A 17,005-nucleotide genomic window follows, 5' to 3' on the forward strand; every position below is an offset into this window, starting at 1 on the left:
AAGCCACCGAACAACGAAAATTTTGCCGCATACATCCTCCCATAGGTGTCCCGCTATCGGGGACTTGTTCGATACGATGGATAGGATGTAGCCGTTTGACGGTCTGTCCCTATGGCAGGTGACAATCCGGGTCGATCACAAAGCGGCAAGTTCTTTAAGTGGGATCGAAGCATTGGCGAGGAGGGTCGGGTCGATAACTCTGCGAGTCTCGATCAACTTTCGCGCCTGGACGTAATCCTTCGTGTTGTTGACACAATCGATGGCGACGATCCTGCCATCCTTGCAGTAAACCAGCGAGAACTTGGCTTCGGCAACGGACCCGCGCACCACGGTTTGGTCATAATCGACGGAAAGACCTGCAGTCTGTAAACGGCAATCGTACTGATTGGACCAGAACCACGGGAGCGAATTATAGGCTGCATCCTGTCCGCAAAGCACCTTCGCGACCGTAGTTGCCATGTCGCTGGCGTTCTGCACCGATTCAACTCTCAAGTGCGCATCGCCAGCCCATGAGTTGCTATGGCAGGCGCAATCGCCGATGGCGAAGATGTCGACTACGCTCGTTCTGCATTTCTCGTCGACGTCGACCCCGTTCTCTCCGGCGGCTCCGGCCCGTTTGACCGGCTCGACGGAAGGAATAATTCCGATGCCGACGATCACCATATCGGCGGGGATCTCGGTTCCATCGGTCAATTCCACCCCTGCAACATTGGGACCATCGCCAAAGAGTCTCTTCACACCCACGCCGAGCCGCAGATCGACGCCCTGCTCTGCATGCATGGATTGCACGAAATCACTGATGGTTTCGTCGGCCACGCGTGACAGCACCCGCGGCAATGCTTCGACAAGGATGACCTCGCGTCCCATTTTGCGAAGTACGGCAGCCGCTTCGAGACCGATATAGCCCCCGCCGATCACGACGACGCGATTTGCGCCCGATCGCAAGCTGGCTGCAATATGATCGACATCGGTACGGCTGCGAACGCCATGCACCCCCTGAAGGTCGGCTCCCGGGCAACTCAGCATTCGCGGTTCGCCCCCAGCAGCCCAGACAAGCGACCCGTAAGCGAACTGTCTGCCGTCAGCCGATGAGGCGACATGGGATTCAGCATCGATCGACACGATGTCGCAGCCCAGCTTGATTTCGACGTTCTTGCTTTCCCAGAACTCAGCCGGTCGGATCAACAATCGTTCGAACGGCTTGTCCCCTGCCAGATAGTCCTTGGATAGCGGAGGTCGTTCGTACGGCAATTCGGTATCGCGGCTCACCATCAGGATCGAGCCTTCGAAGCCAAACTGGCGCAGGCTGATGGCTGCCTGGGCACCGCCGTGCCCCGTGCCGACTATCACAATGTCATAGATTTTCATGGCAATCTCCGCCCGATCAGCCGTTGCAATTTGTGCGAAGACAAACCTTCGGCGTTAATTTTCTCAATCTTCTTGCGCGATTGTGACCTTCAGCCCGTCCAAGTCTTCTGTGAGTGGTATCTGGCAAGATAGCCGTGACTGATCGTCGCGATGATCGGAACTCTCAAGGAGGTCATCCTCGTCTTCGCTGATGTCCGGGAGCTTGGCGAGCCAGCTCTCATCCACGTGAACATGGCAAGTAGCGCAGGAACAGCATCCGCCGCAGAGGGCAAGGAGCTCATCGATACCGGAATCCCGGATCGCCTCCATCAGCGAACCGTCAGGCGTGGTCGAGATGGTCTTGGTACTTCCATCCCTCAGTGTCGCAAGAACATTGATCATATCAGGTATCCGAATGTTTCTTCAAGTTGCATTTGAAAGCGTGAGAATGACTTCATCGACAATAAGGCTTGCGCCTTCGCTGACGTTTATTTTGGCCACCACCGCCTGTTTCTCGGCGCGCAGGATGTTTTCCATCTTCATCGCCTCGACCGTCGCCAGCGGCTGGCCCGGATGGACTTCCTCGCCTTCAGCCACATGAAGTTTTACCAGCAGGCCGGGCATCGGACAGATGAGCATCTTGGAGAGATCGGGCGGCACCTTCTCGATCATGTGACCGGCAAGGTGGGCGATGCGGGTCTGGAGGATGCGCAGCTGGTGCGTCGCCCCCCGCGCGGTGATGGCATAGCCCATGCGCGTCGGCTTCAGTAGCAGCGTCAGCGCCTCTCCTTCCGCCTCGAGGTCGAGCATCGTCTCGCCCGGCGTGTATTTCATGTCGAGATCGACCGGCTCGCTGTCGACCGTGATTGCCTCTTCTTCGAGCACCACGTGATAGTCGGCCTCGCCGATCCGCACGGTCCAGTCGCCCGGCGCGTAAGAATAGCCGTCGAGCTGCTGGTCGATCCGCCGCGCGCGGTCGGCATCGGCGGTCGCGAGCACACCGCCCACGGCAGCGAGGGCCTTCTTCAACTGGTCGCTCGCCGGAGCGCCCTCGAAACCGTCGGGGTATTCCTCGGCGATAAAGCCGGTTGTCAGCTCGCCAGAGCGGAAGCGCTCGTGCTGCATGATCGCGCTGAGGAAATCGACATTGTGCCCCAAGCCTTCTATGCGGAATGCATCGAGCGCGGCAATCTGCAAGTCGGCGGCCTCGTCGCGCGTTTCGCCCCAGGTGACCAGCTTGGCGATCATCGGGTCGTAGAACATCGACACCTCGCCGCCTTCGAACACGCCATCGTCGACCCGAACGCCGTCGATGCCGCGGCGACCGTTTTCGGCCCCGTCATCGGCCCATGGCTCGACCGGTGGCTGGTAGCGGACGAGGCGGCCCGTCGAGGGCAGGAAACCGCGGTAGGGGTCTTCGGCATAGACGCGGTTCTCGATCGCCCAGCCATCGATCTTCACGTCGTCCTGCGTAATCGAAAGCTTTTCCCCCGCCGCGACGCGGATCATTTGCTCGACGAGGTCGACGCCGGTGATCGCCTCGGTGACGGGGTGCTCTACCTGCAGGCGGGTGTTCATCTCGAGGAAATAGAAGCTCTCGCCCGTCGGGTCCGCGCCCGAGACGATCAGCTCGACCGTGCCCGCGCTGTGATAGTTCACCGCCTTCGACAGGGCGACGCATTGCTCGCCCATGGCCTTGCGCATCTTCGCCGTCACGAAAGGCGACGGCGCTTCTTCCACGACCTTCTGGTGGCGACGCTGGATGCTGCACTCGCGCTCATTGAGATAAATGACGTTGCCGTGCTTGTCGCCGAGGATCTGGATCTCGATGTGGCGCGGGTTCTCGATGAATTTCTCGATGAACACGCGGTCGTCGCCGAAGGAGTTGAGGCCCTCGCGCTTGGTCGCCTCGAAGCCCTCGCGCACGTCCTTTTCGGAGTAGGCAAGGCGCATGCCCTTGCCCCCGCCCCCGGCGCTGGCCTTCATCATCACCGGATAGGTGATTTCGTTGGCGATCTCGACCGCATGCTCGGTATCACGGATCTCGCCGACGAAACCGGGCACGACGTTGACGCCCGCTTCCTTGGCGATCATCTTGGACTCGATCTTGTCGCCCATCGCGGCGATGGCGTTCACCGGCGGGCCGATGAAGGCGATGCCTTCCTTCTCCAGCGCCTCGACGAAGCTCGCGCGTTCGGACAGGAAACCGTAGCCCGGATGCACCGCCTCGGCGCCCGTATGCTTGCACGCGGCGATGATCTTGTCCGCGATCAGGTAGCTCTCGGCCGCGGGCGCCGGGCCGATGTGCACCGCCTCGTCCGCCATCCGAACGAACGGCGCGCGGGCGTCGGCATCCGAATAGACCGCGACCGTCGCGATACCCATGCGCCGCGCGGTCTTGATGACCCGGCACGCGATTTCGCCACGATTGGCGATAAGGATCTTTTTGAACATTAGTGTGAAGCCTCGTCCAGATCTTCACCCGCAGGCGGCATATTGTGGCCGAGCAGGCGCAACACATCGGCGGCGCATTCGACCACATTGCTGCCCGGGCCGTAGATGCCCTGCACCCCTGCATCGCGCAGGAAGTCGTAGTCCTTCTGCGGGATCACGCCGCCGGCGACCACCTTGATATCGGCGCGGCCAGCCTCTTTCAGCAGACCGATCAATTCGGGGATGAGTGTCTTGTGGCCCGCCGCAAGGCTGCTCGCGCCGATGGCGTCGACGTTGTTCTCGAGCGCCATGTCGCGGGTTTCCGCAGGCGTCTGGAACAGCGGGCCGGAGACGACCTCGAAGCCCATGTCGGCAAAGGCGCTGGCAATCACGTTGGCGCCGCGATCGTGGCCGTCCTGCCCCATCTTGGCGACCATCAGCTTCGGCGCGCGGCCAAGGCGGCGCTCGACCGCCTTCACGCCCTCGACTACCTGCCGGTAGCGGGAGTCTTCCGAGTAAGCTTCGGAATACACGCCGCGCACGGGCCTCGGCATGGTGTCGTAGCGACCGTAGGCGTCTTCCATCGCCTGGCTGATTTCGCCCAGCGTCGCATCGTGCCGCGCAGCCTCGACAGCCAATGCGAGGAGGTTGCCCTCGCGCTGCGCCGCCCCGCGTGCCAGCGCATCAAGCGCGGCCTTGCAGGAGAATTCGTCGCGGGCTTCGCGGACCGCCTTGAGGCGGGCGATCTGGCTCTGGCGAACGGCGTGGTTGTCGATGTCGAGCGTCTCGATATCGGCCTCTTCGGGCAGGCGGTACTTGTTCACGCCGACGATCACCGTCTCGCCCTTGTCGACGCTCGCCTGCTTGGCCGCGGCGGCCATCTCGATCTGCGCCTTGGGTTTGCCGCTGGCGACATATTCGGTCATGCCGCCTGCCGCCTCGACCTCGTCGAGCAGTTTGCGCGCCTCATCGATCAGCGCGGCGGTCAGGCTCTCGATATAATAGCTGCCGCCCAGCGGATCGGCGACCTTGGTCACTCCGGTCTCTTCCTGGATCACGAGCTGAGTATTGCGCGCGATCCGGGCGGAGAAATCGGTCGGCAGCGCGATCGCCTCGTCCAGCGCATTGGTGTGGAGCGACTGCGTGCCGCCCAGCACCGCCGCCATCGCCTCGATCGTGGTGCGGATGACGTTGTTGTAAGGGTCCTGCTCCTGCAAGCTGACGCCGCTCGTCTGGCAGTGGGTGCGGAGCATCTTCGACTTGGGGTTCTGCGCCCCCAGCCCTTCCATCACATCGTGCCACAGCGCGCGGGCGGCGCGCATCTTGGCGATCTCCATGAAGAAGTTCATGCCGATGCCCCAGAAGAAGGACAGGCGCGGCGCGAAGGCATCGATGTCGAGGCCTGCTTCCATCGCGCGCTTGGCGTATTCCTTGCCGTCGGCAATGGTGAAGGCCAGCTCCTGCACCGCCGTCGCCCCGGCTTCGTGCATGTGATAGCCGCTGATCGAGATGCTGTTGAACTTGGGCATCTGTGCCGAGGTGTAGGCGATGATGTCCGAGACGATCCGCATGCTCGGCTCGGGTGGGTAGATGTAGGTGTTGCGGACCATGAACTCCTTGAGGATGTCGTTCTGGATGGTCCCGGCAAGCTTATCCTGCGATACACCCTGTCGCTCGGCAGCAACGATGTAGAACGCCATGACCGGGATCACCGCGCCGTTCATCGTCATCGACACGCTCATCTCGTCGAGCGGGATCTGGTCGAACAGGATTTCCATGTCGCGCACGGTGTCGATCGCGACGCCCGCCTTGCCGACATCGCCGACCACGCGCGGATGGTCGCTGTCATAGCCGCGATGCGTGGCGAGGTCGAAGGCGACCGAAAGGCCCTTCTGCCCGGCGGCGAGGTTGCGGCGATAGAAGGCGTTGGATTCCTCGGCGGTCGAGAAGCCTGCATATTGCCGGATTGTCCAAGGGCGGCCGGTGTACATGCTCGCATAAGGCCCGCGCGTGAACGGCGCGATGCCGGGAACGCCGGGGTCGAGGTCCACCGTATCCTCGGAAGTGTAGAGCGGCTTCACCGCGATCCCCTCGGGCGTGCGCCAGGTCAGGTCGCGGCCCTTCACTTCCTTGTCGGCGAGAGGCTTCCAGTCTTCGTAGGTCGGCTTTTCAGTCATCCGAACGGTCACAACGGAATATTGTCATGTTTCTTCCACGGGTTCTCGAGCTGCTTCGTCCGCAGTTTGCGTAGCCCGAGCGCAATCCGCCGACGGGTCGAGTGCGGGTAGATCACCTCGTCGATATAGCCGCGCTGCGCTGCCACGAAGGGGTTGGCGAAGCGGTCTTCGTATTCCTTGGTTTTCTCGGCGATCTTGCCCGGATCGTCGCGATCCTGGCGGAAGATGATCTCCACCGCGCCCTTTGCGCCCATCACGGCGATTTCGGCGGTGGGCCAGGCGTAGTTGAGGTCGCCGCGCAGGTGCTTGGACGCCATCACGTCATAGGCGCCGCCATAGGCCTTGCGGGTGATGACGGTGATCTTGGGCACGGTCGCCTCGGCATAGGCGAAGAGCAGCTTCGCGCCGTGCTTGATGATGCCATTGTGCTCCTGCGCCGTGCCGGGAAGGAAGCCGGGCACGTCGACGAAGGTCAGGATCGGGATTTCGAAGGCATCGCAGAAGCGCACGAAGCGCGCGGCTTTCTTGGAAGAATTGATGTCGAGCACGCCGGCGAGCACCATGGGCTGGTTCGCCACCACGCCCACCGTGCGCCCTTCGATCCGGCCGAAGCCGCAGATGATATTGCCCGCATGGTTCGGCTGGATCTCGAAGAAATCGCCTTCGTCCAGCGTCTTGCGGATGACTTCGTGCATGTCATAGGGCTGATTGGCGGTGTCGGGGATCAGCGTGTCGAGGCTGGTTTCCTCGCGGTCGACCGGGTCGCTGGTCGGGCGTTCGGGCACCGCCTCGCGGTTGGACAGCGGGAGGAAGTCGAAGAAGTCGCGCGTCGCCAGCAGCGTCTCGATGTCGTTCTCGAAGCTGTTGTCGGCCACGCTGGTCTTGGTGGTGTGGGTCTTGGCGCCGCCCAGTTCTTCCTGCGTCACCACCTCGTTGGTGACTGTCTTCACCACGTCGGGTCCGGTGACGAACATGTAGCTGCTGTCTTCCACCATGAAGATGAAGTCGGTCATGGCGGGGGAATAGACCGCCCCGCCCGCGCAAGGCCCCATGATCAGGCTGATCTGCGGTACCACGCCGCTCGCCAGTACATTGCGCTGGAACACCTCGGCATAGCCGCCGAGGCTGGCTACGCCTTCCTGGATGCGCGCGCCGCCGCTGTCGTTGAGGCCGACGACCGGCGCGCCGACCTTCATCGCGGTGTCCATGACCTTGCAGATTTTCTCCGCATGCCGCTTGGAAAGAGAGCCGCCGAAGACGGTGAAATCCTGGGAGAAAACGTAAACCAGGCGGCCATTGATCGTGCCGCTGCCCGTGACCACGCCGTCACCGGGGATGCGCTGTTCCGCCATGTCGAAATCGACGCAGTCATGTTCGACATAGCGGTCGAGTTCCTCGAAGCTGCCCTCGTCGAGCAGCACATCTAGCCGCTCGCGCGCTGTAAGCTTGCCCTTGGCGTGCTGCGCGGCGATGCGTTTCTCGCCGCCCCCCAGCTCGGCAGCTTCGCGGCGGCGTTCCATTTCGGCGATATTGGCGGACATGGTCTCGTTTCTTCATAATTCAGAGGCCTAATCGCAGTCACACGAGTGACGCAGCTCACCGCAGGGCGATGACCCACTCAGGTGTTAGAGAATCCTCGTTTCCAGCGTCCCTAGTGATGCCTTTTGTCCGGCGGCTCATTCCCCATCTACAGGGACACAATCCTTTAAGCTTTGCTCGAAGACCCTTCGACCGACCTTTTGCAATAAGGTGCTTGGACGACATCAAGTCGTCCGCGCTACATTTTGGGAGCGACCGAGTTTGCCGAAAGTCGAGAGATGAAGACAAGCGTCAGGAAATGTGAACTTGATGGGCTCGCTTTGGCGCCTTCCCTTCGTCGCCCTATTTGCGCGAGAAATTCCGGGAAAAGTTCGACGAACGTCCCATCAGCTATCGGCGGCGTCGATCACCGACCTGATCCACTCGTCGACCTCAGTCTCCAGCCAGACCGTGCAGCGCGGCCCGAGAGAACGGGATTTCGGAAAACAGCCTCTCTTCATACGCTCGTAGATTGCTGTCCTTTTTAAACCGACCTTACGCATCACTTCCGGCAAGCGGATGAGCCGATCACTACTGACCGCCGGATCGGTTGACGCGTTGGGCGAGCGTTCAAGCCCCGTCCAATCAGTGAGCGAAGACATGCTCGTCTCTTCGGTCAATATCTTCGAGGTGATCGGAGATCAGTCTTGCCACTCGATGAGCTGCACCTTTCGCCCACCGGGGCCGGATATCGTGAATCTGGTTTCCCAATTGCCTTTCTAGGGCCACTGGAAGTTCAGTGAGAAAGGCCTCGATGAACTCTTCGACCGGCTCCCCAATCCATTCGCGACCGCGCGCGTGGTCTCCCACCAGGCACAAGACGAGGCTGGTGGAGGCCTGTGATCCGGCTGCGTCGAGGATCGCAAGGGCTTCTTTCAGCGAGGGCGAGCGGGTGCCGGCAAGGATGCGGCGCAGGGCATCTTTATGGATTGCACTGCGCATGCCGATCTCGTGACGTGTCCGACCGCTCTGTCGCACAGCCTCTTCGAGAATGGCGCAGACCGGATCGGAGACCGAGGCTGATTCCTCTGCCAGGCGCTGGTGTTCGGTTTCCTTCATTGGCGGTTTTCCTGATAGCGAATCTCTCATCCGCCGACGCTATGACGAGACACACTCTGTAGGAAAACGAAAAGAACATAAAAGGAACCGATAGGAAGAACGCCGAGTGTCCCTTCCCGTGATTCGCGCAGATGTCGGCAGAGCTTGCGCAAAATCGAGCAACGCTGGCGCAGAATCCGGCAAGCTGCTGCGAGAATCTCGACCTGCCCGCTCGAAAACCGTCCCGAAGCGCCAAGATCGACGAATTTTCTTGCCGCTCCTGGCGCATCTGCACGTTTGCGTTTTCCTACACCCCGCCGATTAATCGAGGAAGGAACATACAGCGAACATATCGCTGACCAATGTTCAAACGGAGTTCCTCGATGACCAAGACCCTCGCCCTCCCCGCCGCTTCCAAGAGCGGCATCCGCGCCCGCGACTACCTGCTCCCTGCAGCTATCGCGCTGGCTTGTGCGGGCGCCGCTTACGCCGGCGCCGACACGACCTTTGACCCGGCGCTGCAGAAGTTCACCGACTTCCTCGAAGGCTCGGGCGGCAAGATCATCACCGTTTTGAGCCTTGCCGGCGGTCTCATCGCGCTTGCCTCGGGCCGCTTCGCGCTCGGCCAGGTCGCGGTGCCGGTGGGCGTCGGGATCGGCGTCGGCACCGGCGTGCCGATCGTCACCTCGGTCGTCACTGCGGTCATCTGAGCCGCAGCTAGCGACGGGAGGGCGGCATGGCCGACAGGTACCTCGTTCCACGGCGGCTCGACGATCCGGAGCTCATCGGCTTCTGGACCATCGACGAGTTTGCGGGACTTCTCATCCCCTTCGCCTGGGGCATCCTTGCACAGCACATCATCATCGGCACAGCTCTGTCCGGGCTCACCTGGTTCGCCCTTCGAAAGGCCAAAGCTTCAGGTGCAGGGTCGAAACTGGTGCATGCTGCGTACTGGTACCTGCCGGGGAGTTTCCTCGGGCTGAAAGCCACGCCGCCCTCCCATTGCCGCCTGCTCGCAGGCTGAGGGAGGCCATCCATGAAACACGAATTCGCCTACGAGGAAGCGCAGCGGCACTTGCGCCAACGCAATCGCTTCGCGGCGCTTGCAGCAGTGCTGGGGCTTACCAGCCTGCTCGCCGTGGGCGCCGCGGCAACGCGCGACGAGAGCGTGATCCTCGTCCCCGTGACATCCGAACGACTGACGCTCGGGAGCGACGCAACCGATGCGCACTATCTCGAGCTCGTCACCCGCGACACCGCGCTGATGCTGCTCAACCGCGCACCCGAAAGCCTCGACTACTGGATGGAGCAGGTCCTCAAAGTGGCCGATCCGGCCGCGCACGGGAGCCTCAAGGCCGAGCTCGTCAAGATCGTCGACGAGCAGCGCGGCTCGGACATCAGCCAGGCCTTCGTGATTTCGCGGATGGAAGTCGATCCGAACGCGCTCACCGCAGTCGTTACGGGCACGCTCAAGACCTTCGTCGGCGCGCAGGTGATCGCCAGCCAGCAGCGCCGCTTCGAGTTCAGCTGGAACCGCCGCGGCCTCAGCCTCGGTCTGACCGGCTTCCGCCAGCTCCCAACCGAAAACGAGGAGGAGAACCCATGACGCTCCTGTCCCGCCCCTTCCCTGCCGCGCTGACCGGCGTGGCGCTCGCCGCCGCAAGCTGCGCCTATGCTACCGCAGCGCATGCCGACCAGTTCGTCGAAGCCGCCGACGGCGCAGCGATCGACTGCGTGCTCGCACGCGGCGCGCTGACCCGCATCGCGCTCGTCAACGACGGCTTCGCCAATGTCTCCAAGATGGCGAGCGGCTATCCCTACAACGATTTCGAGGTGACCCACGAGCCGGTCCGCGGCGACATCTACGTCTCGGTGCCGCTGCAATATGCGAGTGCGAAGGTCAGCTTCTTTGCCACCAGCAACGCGGGCTACGTCTACAAGTTCGCCTGCCGCGTCGATGGCGAGGACGCGAGCCAGCTCTTCGTCACCAACCCTTCGCTCGCAAGGCCAGATGCTGCCGACTGGGAAAGCCAAGCCCCAACCCGGGAGGAGGCTGCGATCCGCCTGATCGAGGCGATGGCGAGCGATGCTGTGCTGCCCGGTTTCCGGGCGCGCGCCGAGCTCGCGCGCCCGCGCCGCACCGACAGCCTCGAGGTCCAGCAGGTCGCTGAATACGAGGGCGCCGAGCTCACCGGCCAGGCCTTCACGCTGCGTAATCTTGGCCCCGCACCTATCAACCTCTCCAGCGAACGCGAGGCTCCCGCAGGCGCGCTCGCCTTTGCCTTTGGCCGCGACACGATCGCCCCCGGCGAGACCACCCAGGCCTTCCTCGTCTTCGCCAAGGGAGGGCTCGAATAATGGCCGACACCGAAACCCCGACAACTGCCGCAGAGCAGCCGCGCGACGAAAGCCGCTCCGAAGCCCGACGCGACCTGAACAAGACCGTCGCGCAGCGCCAGAAGCTGCTCCTCGCAGGCATCGGCGGGGTCGCGCTCATTGCCGGTTCGATGTTTATCTTTGGCGACGACGACGCGGAGGATGGAGAAGGCGCGGGTTCGACCACGATCGAGACCGGCGCGCTGGTCAACCGCAACCTCGCTAGCCGAGAGTTCGTAGCCGTCTACGGCAACCGGCTCGATGCGCAGGGCCGCGCGATCAAGGACCTCCAGGCGAGCCAGCTCCCCAAGGCCTCGATCGAGCAGGAACTCGAGACGCTGCGCGGCGAGAACGCGCGGATGCTGAGCGACGGCCAGGCGGCGATCGACGCGATCTCGGCCGAGAACGCGGCGCTGCGCTCCGAACTCGAGACCCAGCGCGCCAATCCTCCGGTCGCGCCCGTCGCCCCGCTCGATCCCCGCGCACCGGGCGCCGCACCCGCCGCCCTCGATCCAAGCGCTGGCCCCATGGCCGAGCCAAAGGCGAGCCTGGTGAGCTTCACCGGCGAAAAGTCCGGCGCGGCAAGCAAGAAGGTCGACGCCAATGCGCCGCAGCTGCTGCTCGAGGCGAGCCGCGACTACCTGCCGCCCAACAGCTACGCGCCGGCAACCGTGATCGTCGGGGTCGATGCCTCGACCGGGGTTACCAGCCAGAGCGATCCGCTGCCCGTGGTGCTGCGCATCACCGGCCCCGCGCGCTCGGTGCTGAAGGGCAATCGCCTGCTTACGACCGATCTCACCGGCTGCCTCGTCAACGGCGCGGCACGCGGCGACCTCTCGGCCGAGAAGGTCTATGTCAAGCTGGTGCGCATGACCTGCGCGCAGCCCGGCGGGCGCTACGCGGTGAGCGAGGTCAAGGGGTTCATCGCCTTTGCCGGCAAGTCCGGCGTGCGCGGCCGTGTCGTCAGCCGCGAAGGCAGCCTTGTCAGCCAGGCGCTGCTGGCCGGGATCGTCGGCGGGTTCGGACGCGGATTTTCGGCCAACGCCAACGGTGTCTTTGCCGGGCAGATCGGCAGCGACGGCAAGCGCGAGGCGCTCTCGCCAACCGACATCCTAGCGGGCGGCTTCGGCCAGGGCGCGGGCGAAGCCGCCGACACGGTCAGCAAATATCTCATCGAACGCGCAGAACAGTACCAACCCGTCGTCGAGATGCCGACCGGCATCCAGGTCGAGATCGTCTTCCTCGACGGCGTCCATGTCCGGAGCACAGACCAATGAATTTTTCCCACCATCGGCCGGGCCTGAAAGCCCGCGCCGCGCACATTTCGCTTGCTGCCGCCAGCGCAGCCGCCCTCCTCACCAGCGGCGTTGCCGTGCTGACCGCCATGCCCGCGCAGGCCGCCATTGCCCGCGATGTCGTCCAGGCGCTCAAGCTCAGGCTCCCGAAAACTCCGATCGACGCGCTCGACTGCACAAGCTTCGCGCCGTGGTGCGAGGTCGTCTCGGGAGAGACGCTGTTCTACACCGACCAAGCCGCGCGCTATCTCTTCGTCGGGAGGCTCTACGATCTCGCAGAGCGGCGCGACGTCACCGCGACGCGCCTGCTCGAGCTCAATCCCGACTTGCTCGCCGCCGGAGCCGCGCGCGCTTCGGGCCGCACCGAAGCTTCAGGCAGCGAAGCCCCGCCCGCACCGGCCAAGGCAAAGGTCGACCTCTCGCAGCTCCCTCGTGAGGGGGCGATCCGCTGGGGCAACCCCAAGGGTCCGCGGCTCGTGGTCTTCTCCGATTTCCAGTGCGGCTACTGCAAGAAGCTCACCGGCGAACTCGAGCAGGCGGGCGTACTGGTCGAGGAACGGCCGATCTCGATCTTCGGTGCGGCGAGCCGGCGCCTTTCGGAAAGTGTCCTTTGCGCCAGCGATCCGGTCGCGGCGCTACACGATGCCTATACCGGCAAGCACGTGCCGCGCCCCGCCAGCTGCAAGGCGATCCGTGCGCTCGACGCCAACGAGGCCTTTGCTCATGCCAACGGCTTTGCCGGGACCCCGGTGATCGTGCGCGCAAGCGATGGCGCAGTGCTGCACGGCTACCGCGACGCCCGGGCGCTCCACCGCTTCGCCAACCAGCGCCCCGGAGCAGGCCAATGAGCGCGCGTCACTTGAGGGCAATCGCGGCTGTAGGCCTTGCCGCGAGCATCGCCGGATGCGCCACGCTCGGCGGCAATGTCAAAGGAGACTTCGACTGCCGCGCGCCCGAGGGCAGCTGCGCGCCCACCACGCTGATCGACAGTGCGGCGCTCGGCGAAGCTGGCATCGGTTCAGCTCCGGGCGTTGCGACCAATCAGCCTCCTCTCCCGACTGGCCCGCGCTTGGCGAGCGCCCGGTCGCTGCGGATCGTCATCGCTGCCTATCGCGACGCGGCGGGCCGGGACCACGAGGCGCGCGTCGTCCATGTCGCGCTGCCCGATCATCCCGCCGAGAGCTGGCATGCCCCGCGCTCGACCGGCGAAGTGCTCCGCGCGCTCGGACGCGCGGGCGACAGTGCGCGAACGCCGCCTGCACCGACAGGCCAGGAGAGTGCGCCTGTCATCGATTCCCCTCCCCTGCAGCTGCCCGAGGTCCTGGTTATCCCCTCCCAGGTTCCGGAAGCGCAGGCCGGCGTTTCGGCGCCGGTCACCGGGGCACCTGGCCGTCCCCCCTCCCCCGGCCGGGTGCCCCACCCTGTTTCGCCCGGCGAACCCGAAGGAGAGAGCCGATGAACCTTTCGCTCGCTTCCGCGCGCGATGCGCTGCTCTCGGGCCTGTTCGGCGATGCACGGCAGGCCGACCATGCCCGGCCTTGCTTCGCGCTCGACATGCTCTCGGACTGGCTCCCCTACCGCGTCTACGACGAAGGACCGGGCCTCTACCGCAATGCGCATTCGAAGGGCTTCGTCCTCGAAGTGACCCCGCTGATCGGGGCGGACGAGCGCACCGGCGAGATCCTCGGGCAATTCTTCTCCGAGAGCCTGCCGCAAGGCGCCTGCCTCCAGGTCCTGAACTTCGCGTCCCCGCGCATCGGCGCCATCGTTGGCCCCTGGTTCGCGCCGCGTTACGAGCAGGGCGGGATCTACGAAGCCATCGCCAAGGCGCGGACCTACCGTCTCTACGACCTCGTCTGGAAGTCGGGCTCGGCACACGCCCCGTTCCATGCGCGCCATGTGCGTCTCGTGCTTTCGCTTGGCGTTCCGGTGCCCGGAAACGTCACCGATGCAGAACTCACCGAATGCCGCGACGGGATGGCGGGGATGCTGAACTCGCTCGGTCTTGCATCGAACAGGCTCGAACCGGCCGGACTTCTCGCGCTGATCGACGAGCTCACCTCTCCGACAACTGCGCGCGAGCCCGATCTCACCCACTGGAACCGCGAGGACACGCTCAACGTCCAGGCGATCCGCCGCGATATCGAACTCGAGGTCGAGGACGACCGGCTGATCCTCCGAACCGAGCGGTTCCGGGAGACCGGACGTAGCCGCGATGGCGTACCCCAGATGGGCACCTGCTATCCCGACCGCTTTGATGTGCGCCATTACGGCGTACGCTCGACGCCCGAACGCTGGGCGCCGTGGGAATGCGCGCGTCTCATCGGCGACATGTTCACCGACAAACTGCGCTTTCCCTGTCCTGCCGCAACCATGCTGTGCCTCCACTATCCCGACCAGGAAGCGGCCTCGGCGCGTGCGGGCTACAAGTTCATGCGCACCACCAGCCTTTCGGAGACGAAGAGCGCGCGCTTCCTCCCCAGGCTTGGCGAGCAATCGGCCGAGTGGAAGCACGTCCAGGCCGAGCTCCAGGCCGGCAAAAAGCTGGTGAAACTCTTCTACGGCCTCACCACTATCTCGCCGCTGGGGGACGGCGATGCGCACGAACGCACGGTCAAGGCGATCTACAAGGCCGCCGGTTGGGACCTTGCCGACGAGCGGTTCCTCCAGCTGCAGGGCCTGGTCGCGGCATTCCCGCTGAGCCTCGCCGACGGGCTCGTCCACGATCTTGCGCGCCTCAAGCGATTTCGCACTATGCTCTCGACCACCGCGGCGAACATCGCCCCGCTCCAGGGCGAGTATCTCGGCGGCGAGATTCCGCACCTGCTGTTGCTCGGACGCCGCGGCCAGCCCTTCTTCTGGTCGCCGTTCGAGAACAAGGCCGGCAACCACAATATCGCGATCTGCGGCAAGTCGGGTTCGGGCAAGTCGGTGCTGCTGCAGGAGCTCTGCGCCGCGCTGCGCGGAGCCGGCGCCAAGGTCGTGGTGATCGACGACGGGCGCAGCTTCGAGCATTCGGTCAAACTGCAGGGCGGCCGCTTCGTCGAGTTCACCCTCGCCTCGGGCTTTTCGCTCAACCCGTTTTCGATGGTCGACGATGTCCGTGCGCACGAGGATGAGGACTACCGGCTCGACTGCTTTGCGATGATCAAGGCGATCGTCGGCCAGATGGCGCGGCCAAGCGCCGCCCCCTCGGACACCGAACGCGGACTCATCGACCGCGCGGTCACACACGTCTGGAATGCGCTCGGCAGCGGCGGCGCGATCGACGACGTCGCGCATGCCCTCCATCAGAGCGAGAACGAGGCGGGCAAGGACCTGGCGACCGCGATCGCGCCCTTCTGCCGGGGCGGCAGCTATGCCGGGTTCTTCTCAGGCAAAGAGAGTTTCGCGCTCGAGGACGATTTCACCGTCTTCGAAATGAGCGACCTTGCAAGTCGCGAGGAACTCAGAAGCGTTGTGCTCTCGGCGATCATGTTCATGACCGGCCAGGCGATGACGCGCTCGTCGCGAGCCACCAAGAAGCTGCTGCTGATCGACGAGGCCTGGGCGATGCTCAAGGGCGGCTCGATGGGCGAGTTCGTCGAGACCTACGCCCGCACCGCGCGCAAATACGGCGGCGCGCTGGCGACCGCCACCCAGTCCTTGAACGACTATTACAAGTCCGATGGCGCGCGCGCCGCGCTCGAGAACAGCGACTGGATGCTCGTGCTTCAGCAGAAGCCCGAGACGATCGCCGATTTCCGGAAGGAAGCGCGGCTCGACATGGACGACCGCACCGAGACGCTGATCCGCAGCCTCAAGCGCTCGGGCACCGAGTACAGCGAGATCTACCTGAAGGGTCCCGAGGTCGAAGCGGTCGGGCGGCTCGTGCTCGATCCGCTCTCCGCGACGATCTTCTCCTCCGATCCCGACACCTATGCCGCAATCCACCGCCATGTCGAAAATGGCATGCCGCTGGAACGCGCGGTCGCGCTCGTCGCGGGCGTGGAAGGAGGCGCATGATGGTGCTCGAGACCACCACGCTCGTAGATCGCGTGCCGCTTCCGTCAGTCAGACGAGCCCGCGACAAGCATCGGCAGACCGACTGGCTGGCACTGTTCCAGGGCACCTGCCTGGTGCTGATCGAAGCGGCAGGCTTCGCGGCGAGCACACTGCTGCTGGTCCTCGGCCTGCCGCTGTTCGTGTTCCTGGCTGTAGCAGGCTGGGACCTCACGGCGCTGTTCGCGCAGCTCGGCAATCTTGCCGACCATTACCGCACCGCTGAACCTGTCGCGCGCCGCTTCTTTGCGCAGGACCTCCAGATCGCCTTCCTCATCGCTTCCGGCGGTCTCGCCTTGCTGCGCCTGCCAAGCTTCCTGCGCAGCCTCGACCGCCGCCTCTCCGAAGGATCTCCTCGCCATGGCTAGACTGAACCTCCCGATGCGCCAGCTGGGCCCGAAACTCCTCGCCGTAGCGTTGCTCGTTGCCGCGCTCCTGTGGTGTGCGTGGATCACGCAGCAGGTCACTGCCGCGCCCAAGCAGCGGATCGTCACGGTCCGGCTTGCCGAGACCATCGGCACCTTCGTCGAGGAAGCCGCGCGCGCCGATGCCGATCCGGCGGTCGTCCAGGCGGCTAGCCTTGCCTACCTAAAGGCCGCCGAAAGCGCTGTTGCCGACATGGGCCGCGATGGCCGCGTGGTGCTCGTCGCCGAAGCCGTGCTCGCCGGGGCAGCCGAAGACGCGACTCTCAGCGGTCCGCGCCGCCCTGCCCAAACGTGA

The 17,005-nt window shown here is 64.2% G+C and carries 17 protein-coding genes; 10 read left to right on the forward strand and 7 right to left on the reverse strand.

Going from position 1 to position 17,005, the window contains the following annotated elements; translation table 11 throughout:
* Positions 1-135 precede the first annotated feature (135 nt).
* The 7 genes from VO57_012365 to VO57_012395 form a co-directional block, all read right to left on the reverse strand.
* Positions 136-1,368, reverse strand: a complete 1,233-nt coding sequence (locus VO57_012365) for an FAD-dependent oxidoreductase (GenBank protein XBL68923.1) — start codon at positions 1,366-1,368, stop codon at positions 136-138.
* Between the two features lie 63 nt (positions 1,369-1,431).
* Complete coding sequence (locus tag VO57_012370) at positions 1,432-1,749, reverse strand: 2Fe-2S iron-sulfur cluster-binding protein (protein ID XBL68924.1); 318 nt, start codon at positions 1,747-1,749, stop codon at positions 1,432-1,434.
* Between the two features lie 21 nt (positions 1,750-1,770).
* Positions 1,771-3,801, reverse strand: coding sequence for an acetyl/propionyl/methylcrotonyl-CoA carboxylase subunit alpha (locus tag VO57_012375; protein XBL68925.1), 2,031 nt, complete (start codon positions 3,799-3,801; stop codon positions 1,771-1,773).
* Positions 3,801-5,957, reverse strand: coding sequence for a methylmalonyl-CoA mutase (gene scpA, locus VO57_012380; GenBank protein ID XBL68926.1), 2,157 nt, complete (start codon positions 5,955-5,957; stop codon positions 3,801-3,803). The genes VO57_012375 and scpA overlap by 1 nt, the downstream gene beginning before the upstream one ends.
* 8 nt (positions 5,958-5,965) lie before the next feature.
* Positions 5,966-7,498 carry an acyl-CoA carboxylase subunit beta gene (locus tag VO57_012385; GenBank protein ID XBL68927.1) on the reverse strand — a complete coding sequence of 511 codons (1,533 nt, stop codon included), beginning with the start codon at positions 7,496-7,498 and terminating at the stop codon, positions 5,966-5,968.
* A gap of 384 nt (positions 7,499-7,882) precedes the next feature.
* Positions 7,883-8,137: an AlpA family transcriptional regulator gene (locus VO57_012390; GenBank protein XBL68928.1), complete on the reverse strand. Its 255-nt coding sequence runs from the start codon at positions 8,135-8,137 to the stop codon at positions 7,883-7,885.
* Positions 8,121-8,594 carry a hypothetical protein gene (locus tag VO57_012395; protein XBL68929.1) on the reverse strand — a complete coding sequence of 158 codons (474 nt, stop codon included), beginning with the start codon at positions 8,592-8,594 and terminating at the stop codon, positions 8,121-8,123. The genes VO57_012390 and VO57_012395 overlap by 17 nt, the downstream gene beginning before the upstream one ends.
* 362 nt (positions 8,595-8,956) lie before the next feature.
* On the opposite strand from VO57_012395, the gene VO57_012400 reads away from it, so the two are divergent.
* Genes VO57_012400 through VO57_012445 form a run of 10 tightly spaced genes read left to right on the forward strand, consistent with a single transcriptional unit; the run spans position 8,957 to position 17,005 of the window.
* Positions 8,957-9,283 (forward strand): hypothetical protein, encoded by a 327-nt coding sequence (locus VO57_012400; GenBank protein XBL68930.1) that lies wholly within the window; start codon positions 8,957-8,959, stop codon positions 9,281-9,283.
* Between the two features lie 26 nt (positions 9,284-9,309).
* Entirely contained in the window at positions 9,310-9,597 is a 288-nt protein-coding gene (traL, locus tag VO57_012405) for a type IV conjugative transfer system protein TraL (GenBank protein XBL68931.1), read from the forward strand.
* 12 nt (positions 9,598-9,609) lie between these two features.
* On the forward strand, positions 9,610-10,179 hold the full coding sequence (locus VO57_012410) for a type IV conjugative transfer system protein TraE (protein XBL68932.1): 570 nt from the start codon (positions 9,610-9,612) through the stop codon (positions 10,177-10,179).
* Positions 10,176-10,931 (forward strand): type-F conjugative transfer system secretin TraK, encoded by a 756-nt coding sequence (locus VO57_012415; protein XBL68933.1) that lies wholly within the window; start codon positions 10,176-10,178, stop codon positions 10,929-10,931. The genes VO57_012410 and VO57_012415 overlap by 4 nt, the downstream gene beginning before the upstream one ends.
* Positions 10,931-12,226 carry a TraB/VirB10 family protein gene (locus VO57_012420; GenBank protein XBL68934.1) on the forward strand — a complete coding sequence of 432 codons (1,296 nt, stop codon included), beginning with the start codon at positions 10,931-10,933 and terminating at the stop codon, positions 12,224-12,226. The genes VO57_012415 and VO57_012420 overlap by 1 nt, the downstream gene beginning before the upstream one ends.
* Positions 12,223-13,092: a DsbC family protein gene (locus tag VO57_012425; protein ID XBL68935.1), complete on the forward strand. Its 870-nt coding sequence runs from the start codon at positions 12,223-12,225 to the stop codon at positions 13,090-13,092. Before VO57_012420 ends, VO57_012425 begins: the two co-directional genes overlap by 4 nt.
* Positions 13,089-13,703, forward strand: coding sequence for a hypothetical protein (locus tag VO57_012430; protein XBL68936.1), 615 nt, complete (start codon positions 13,089-13,091; stop codon positions 13,701-13,703). Before VO57_012425 ends, VO57_012430 begins: the two co-directional genes overlap by 4 nt.
* Positions 13,700-16,249: a type IV secretion system protein TraC gene (traC, locus tag VO57_012435; GenBank protein XBL68937.1), complete on the forward strand. Its 2,550-nt coding sequence runs from the start codon at positions 13,700-13,702 to the stop codon at positions 16,247-16,249. Before VO57_012430 ends, traC begins: the two co-directional genes overlap by 4 nt.
* The gene (locus VO57_012440; GenBank protein ID XBL68938.1) at positions 16,246-16,653 is read left to right on the forward strand and encodes a hypothetical protein; all 408 of its coding nucleotides are present in this window, start codon (positions 16,246-16,248) and stop codon (positions 16,651-16,653) included. Before traC ends, VO57_012440 begins: the two co-directional genes overlap by 4 nt.
* Entirely contained in the window at positions 16,646-17,005 is a 360-nt protein-coding gene (locus tag VO57_012445) for a TrbI F-type domain-containing protein (protein ID XBL68939.1), read from the forward strand. Before VO57_012440 ends, VO57_012445 begins: the two co-directional genes overlap by 8 nt.

This window comes from Citromicrobium bathyomarinum, from assembly GCA_001306305.2.
In the GTDB taxonomy this organism is placed as follows: Bacteria; Pseudomonadota; Alphaproteobacteria; order Sphingomonadales; family Sphingomonadaceae; genus Alteriqipengyuania; species Alteriqipengyuania bathyomarina.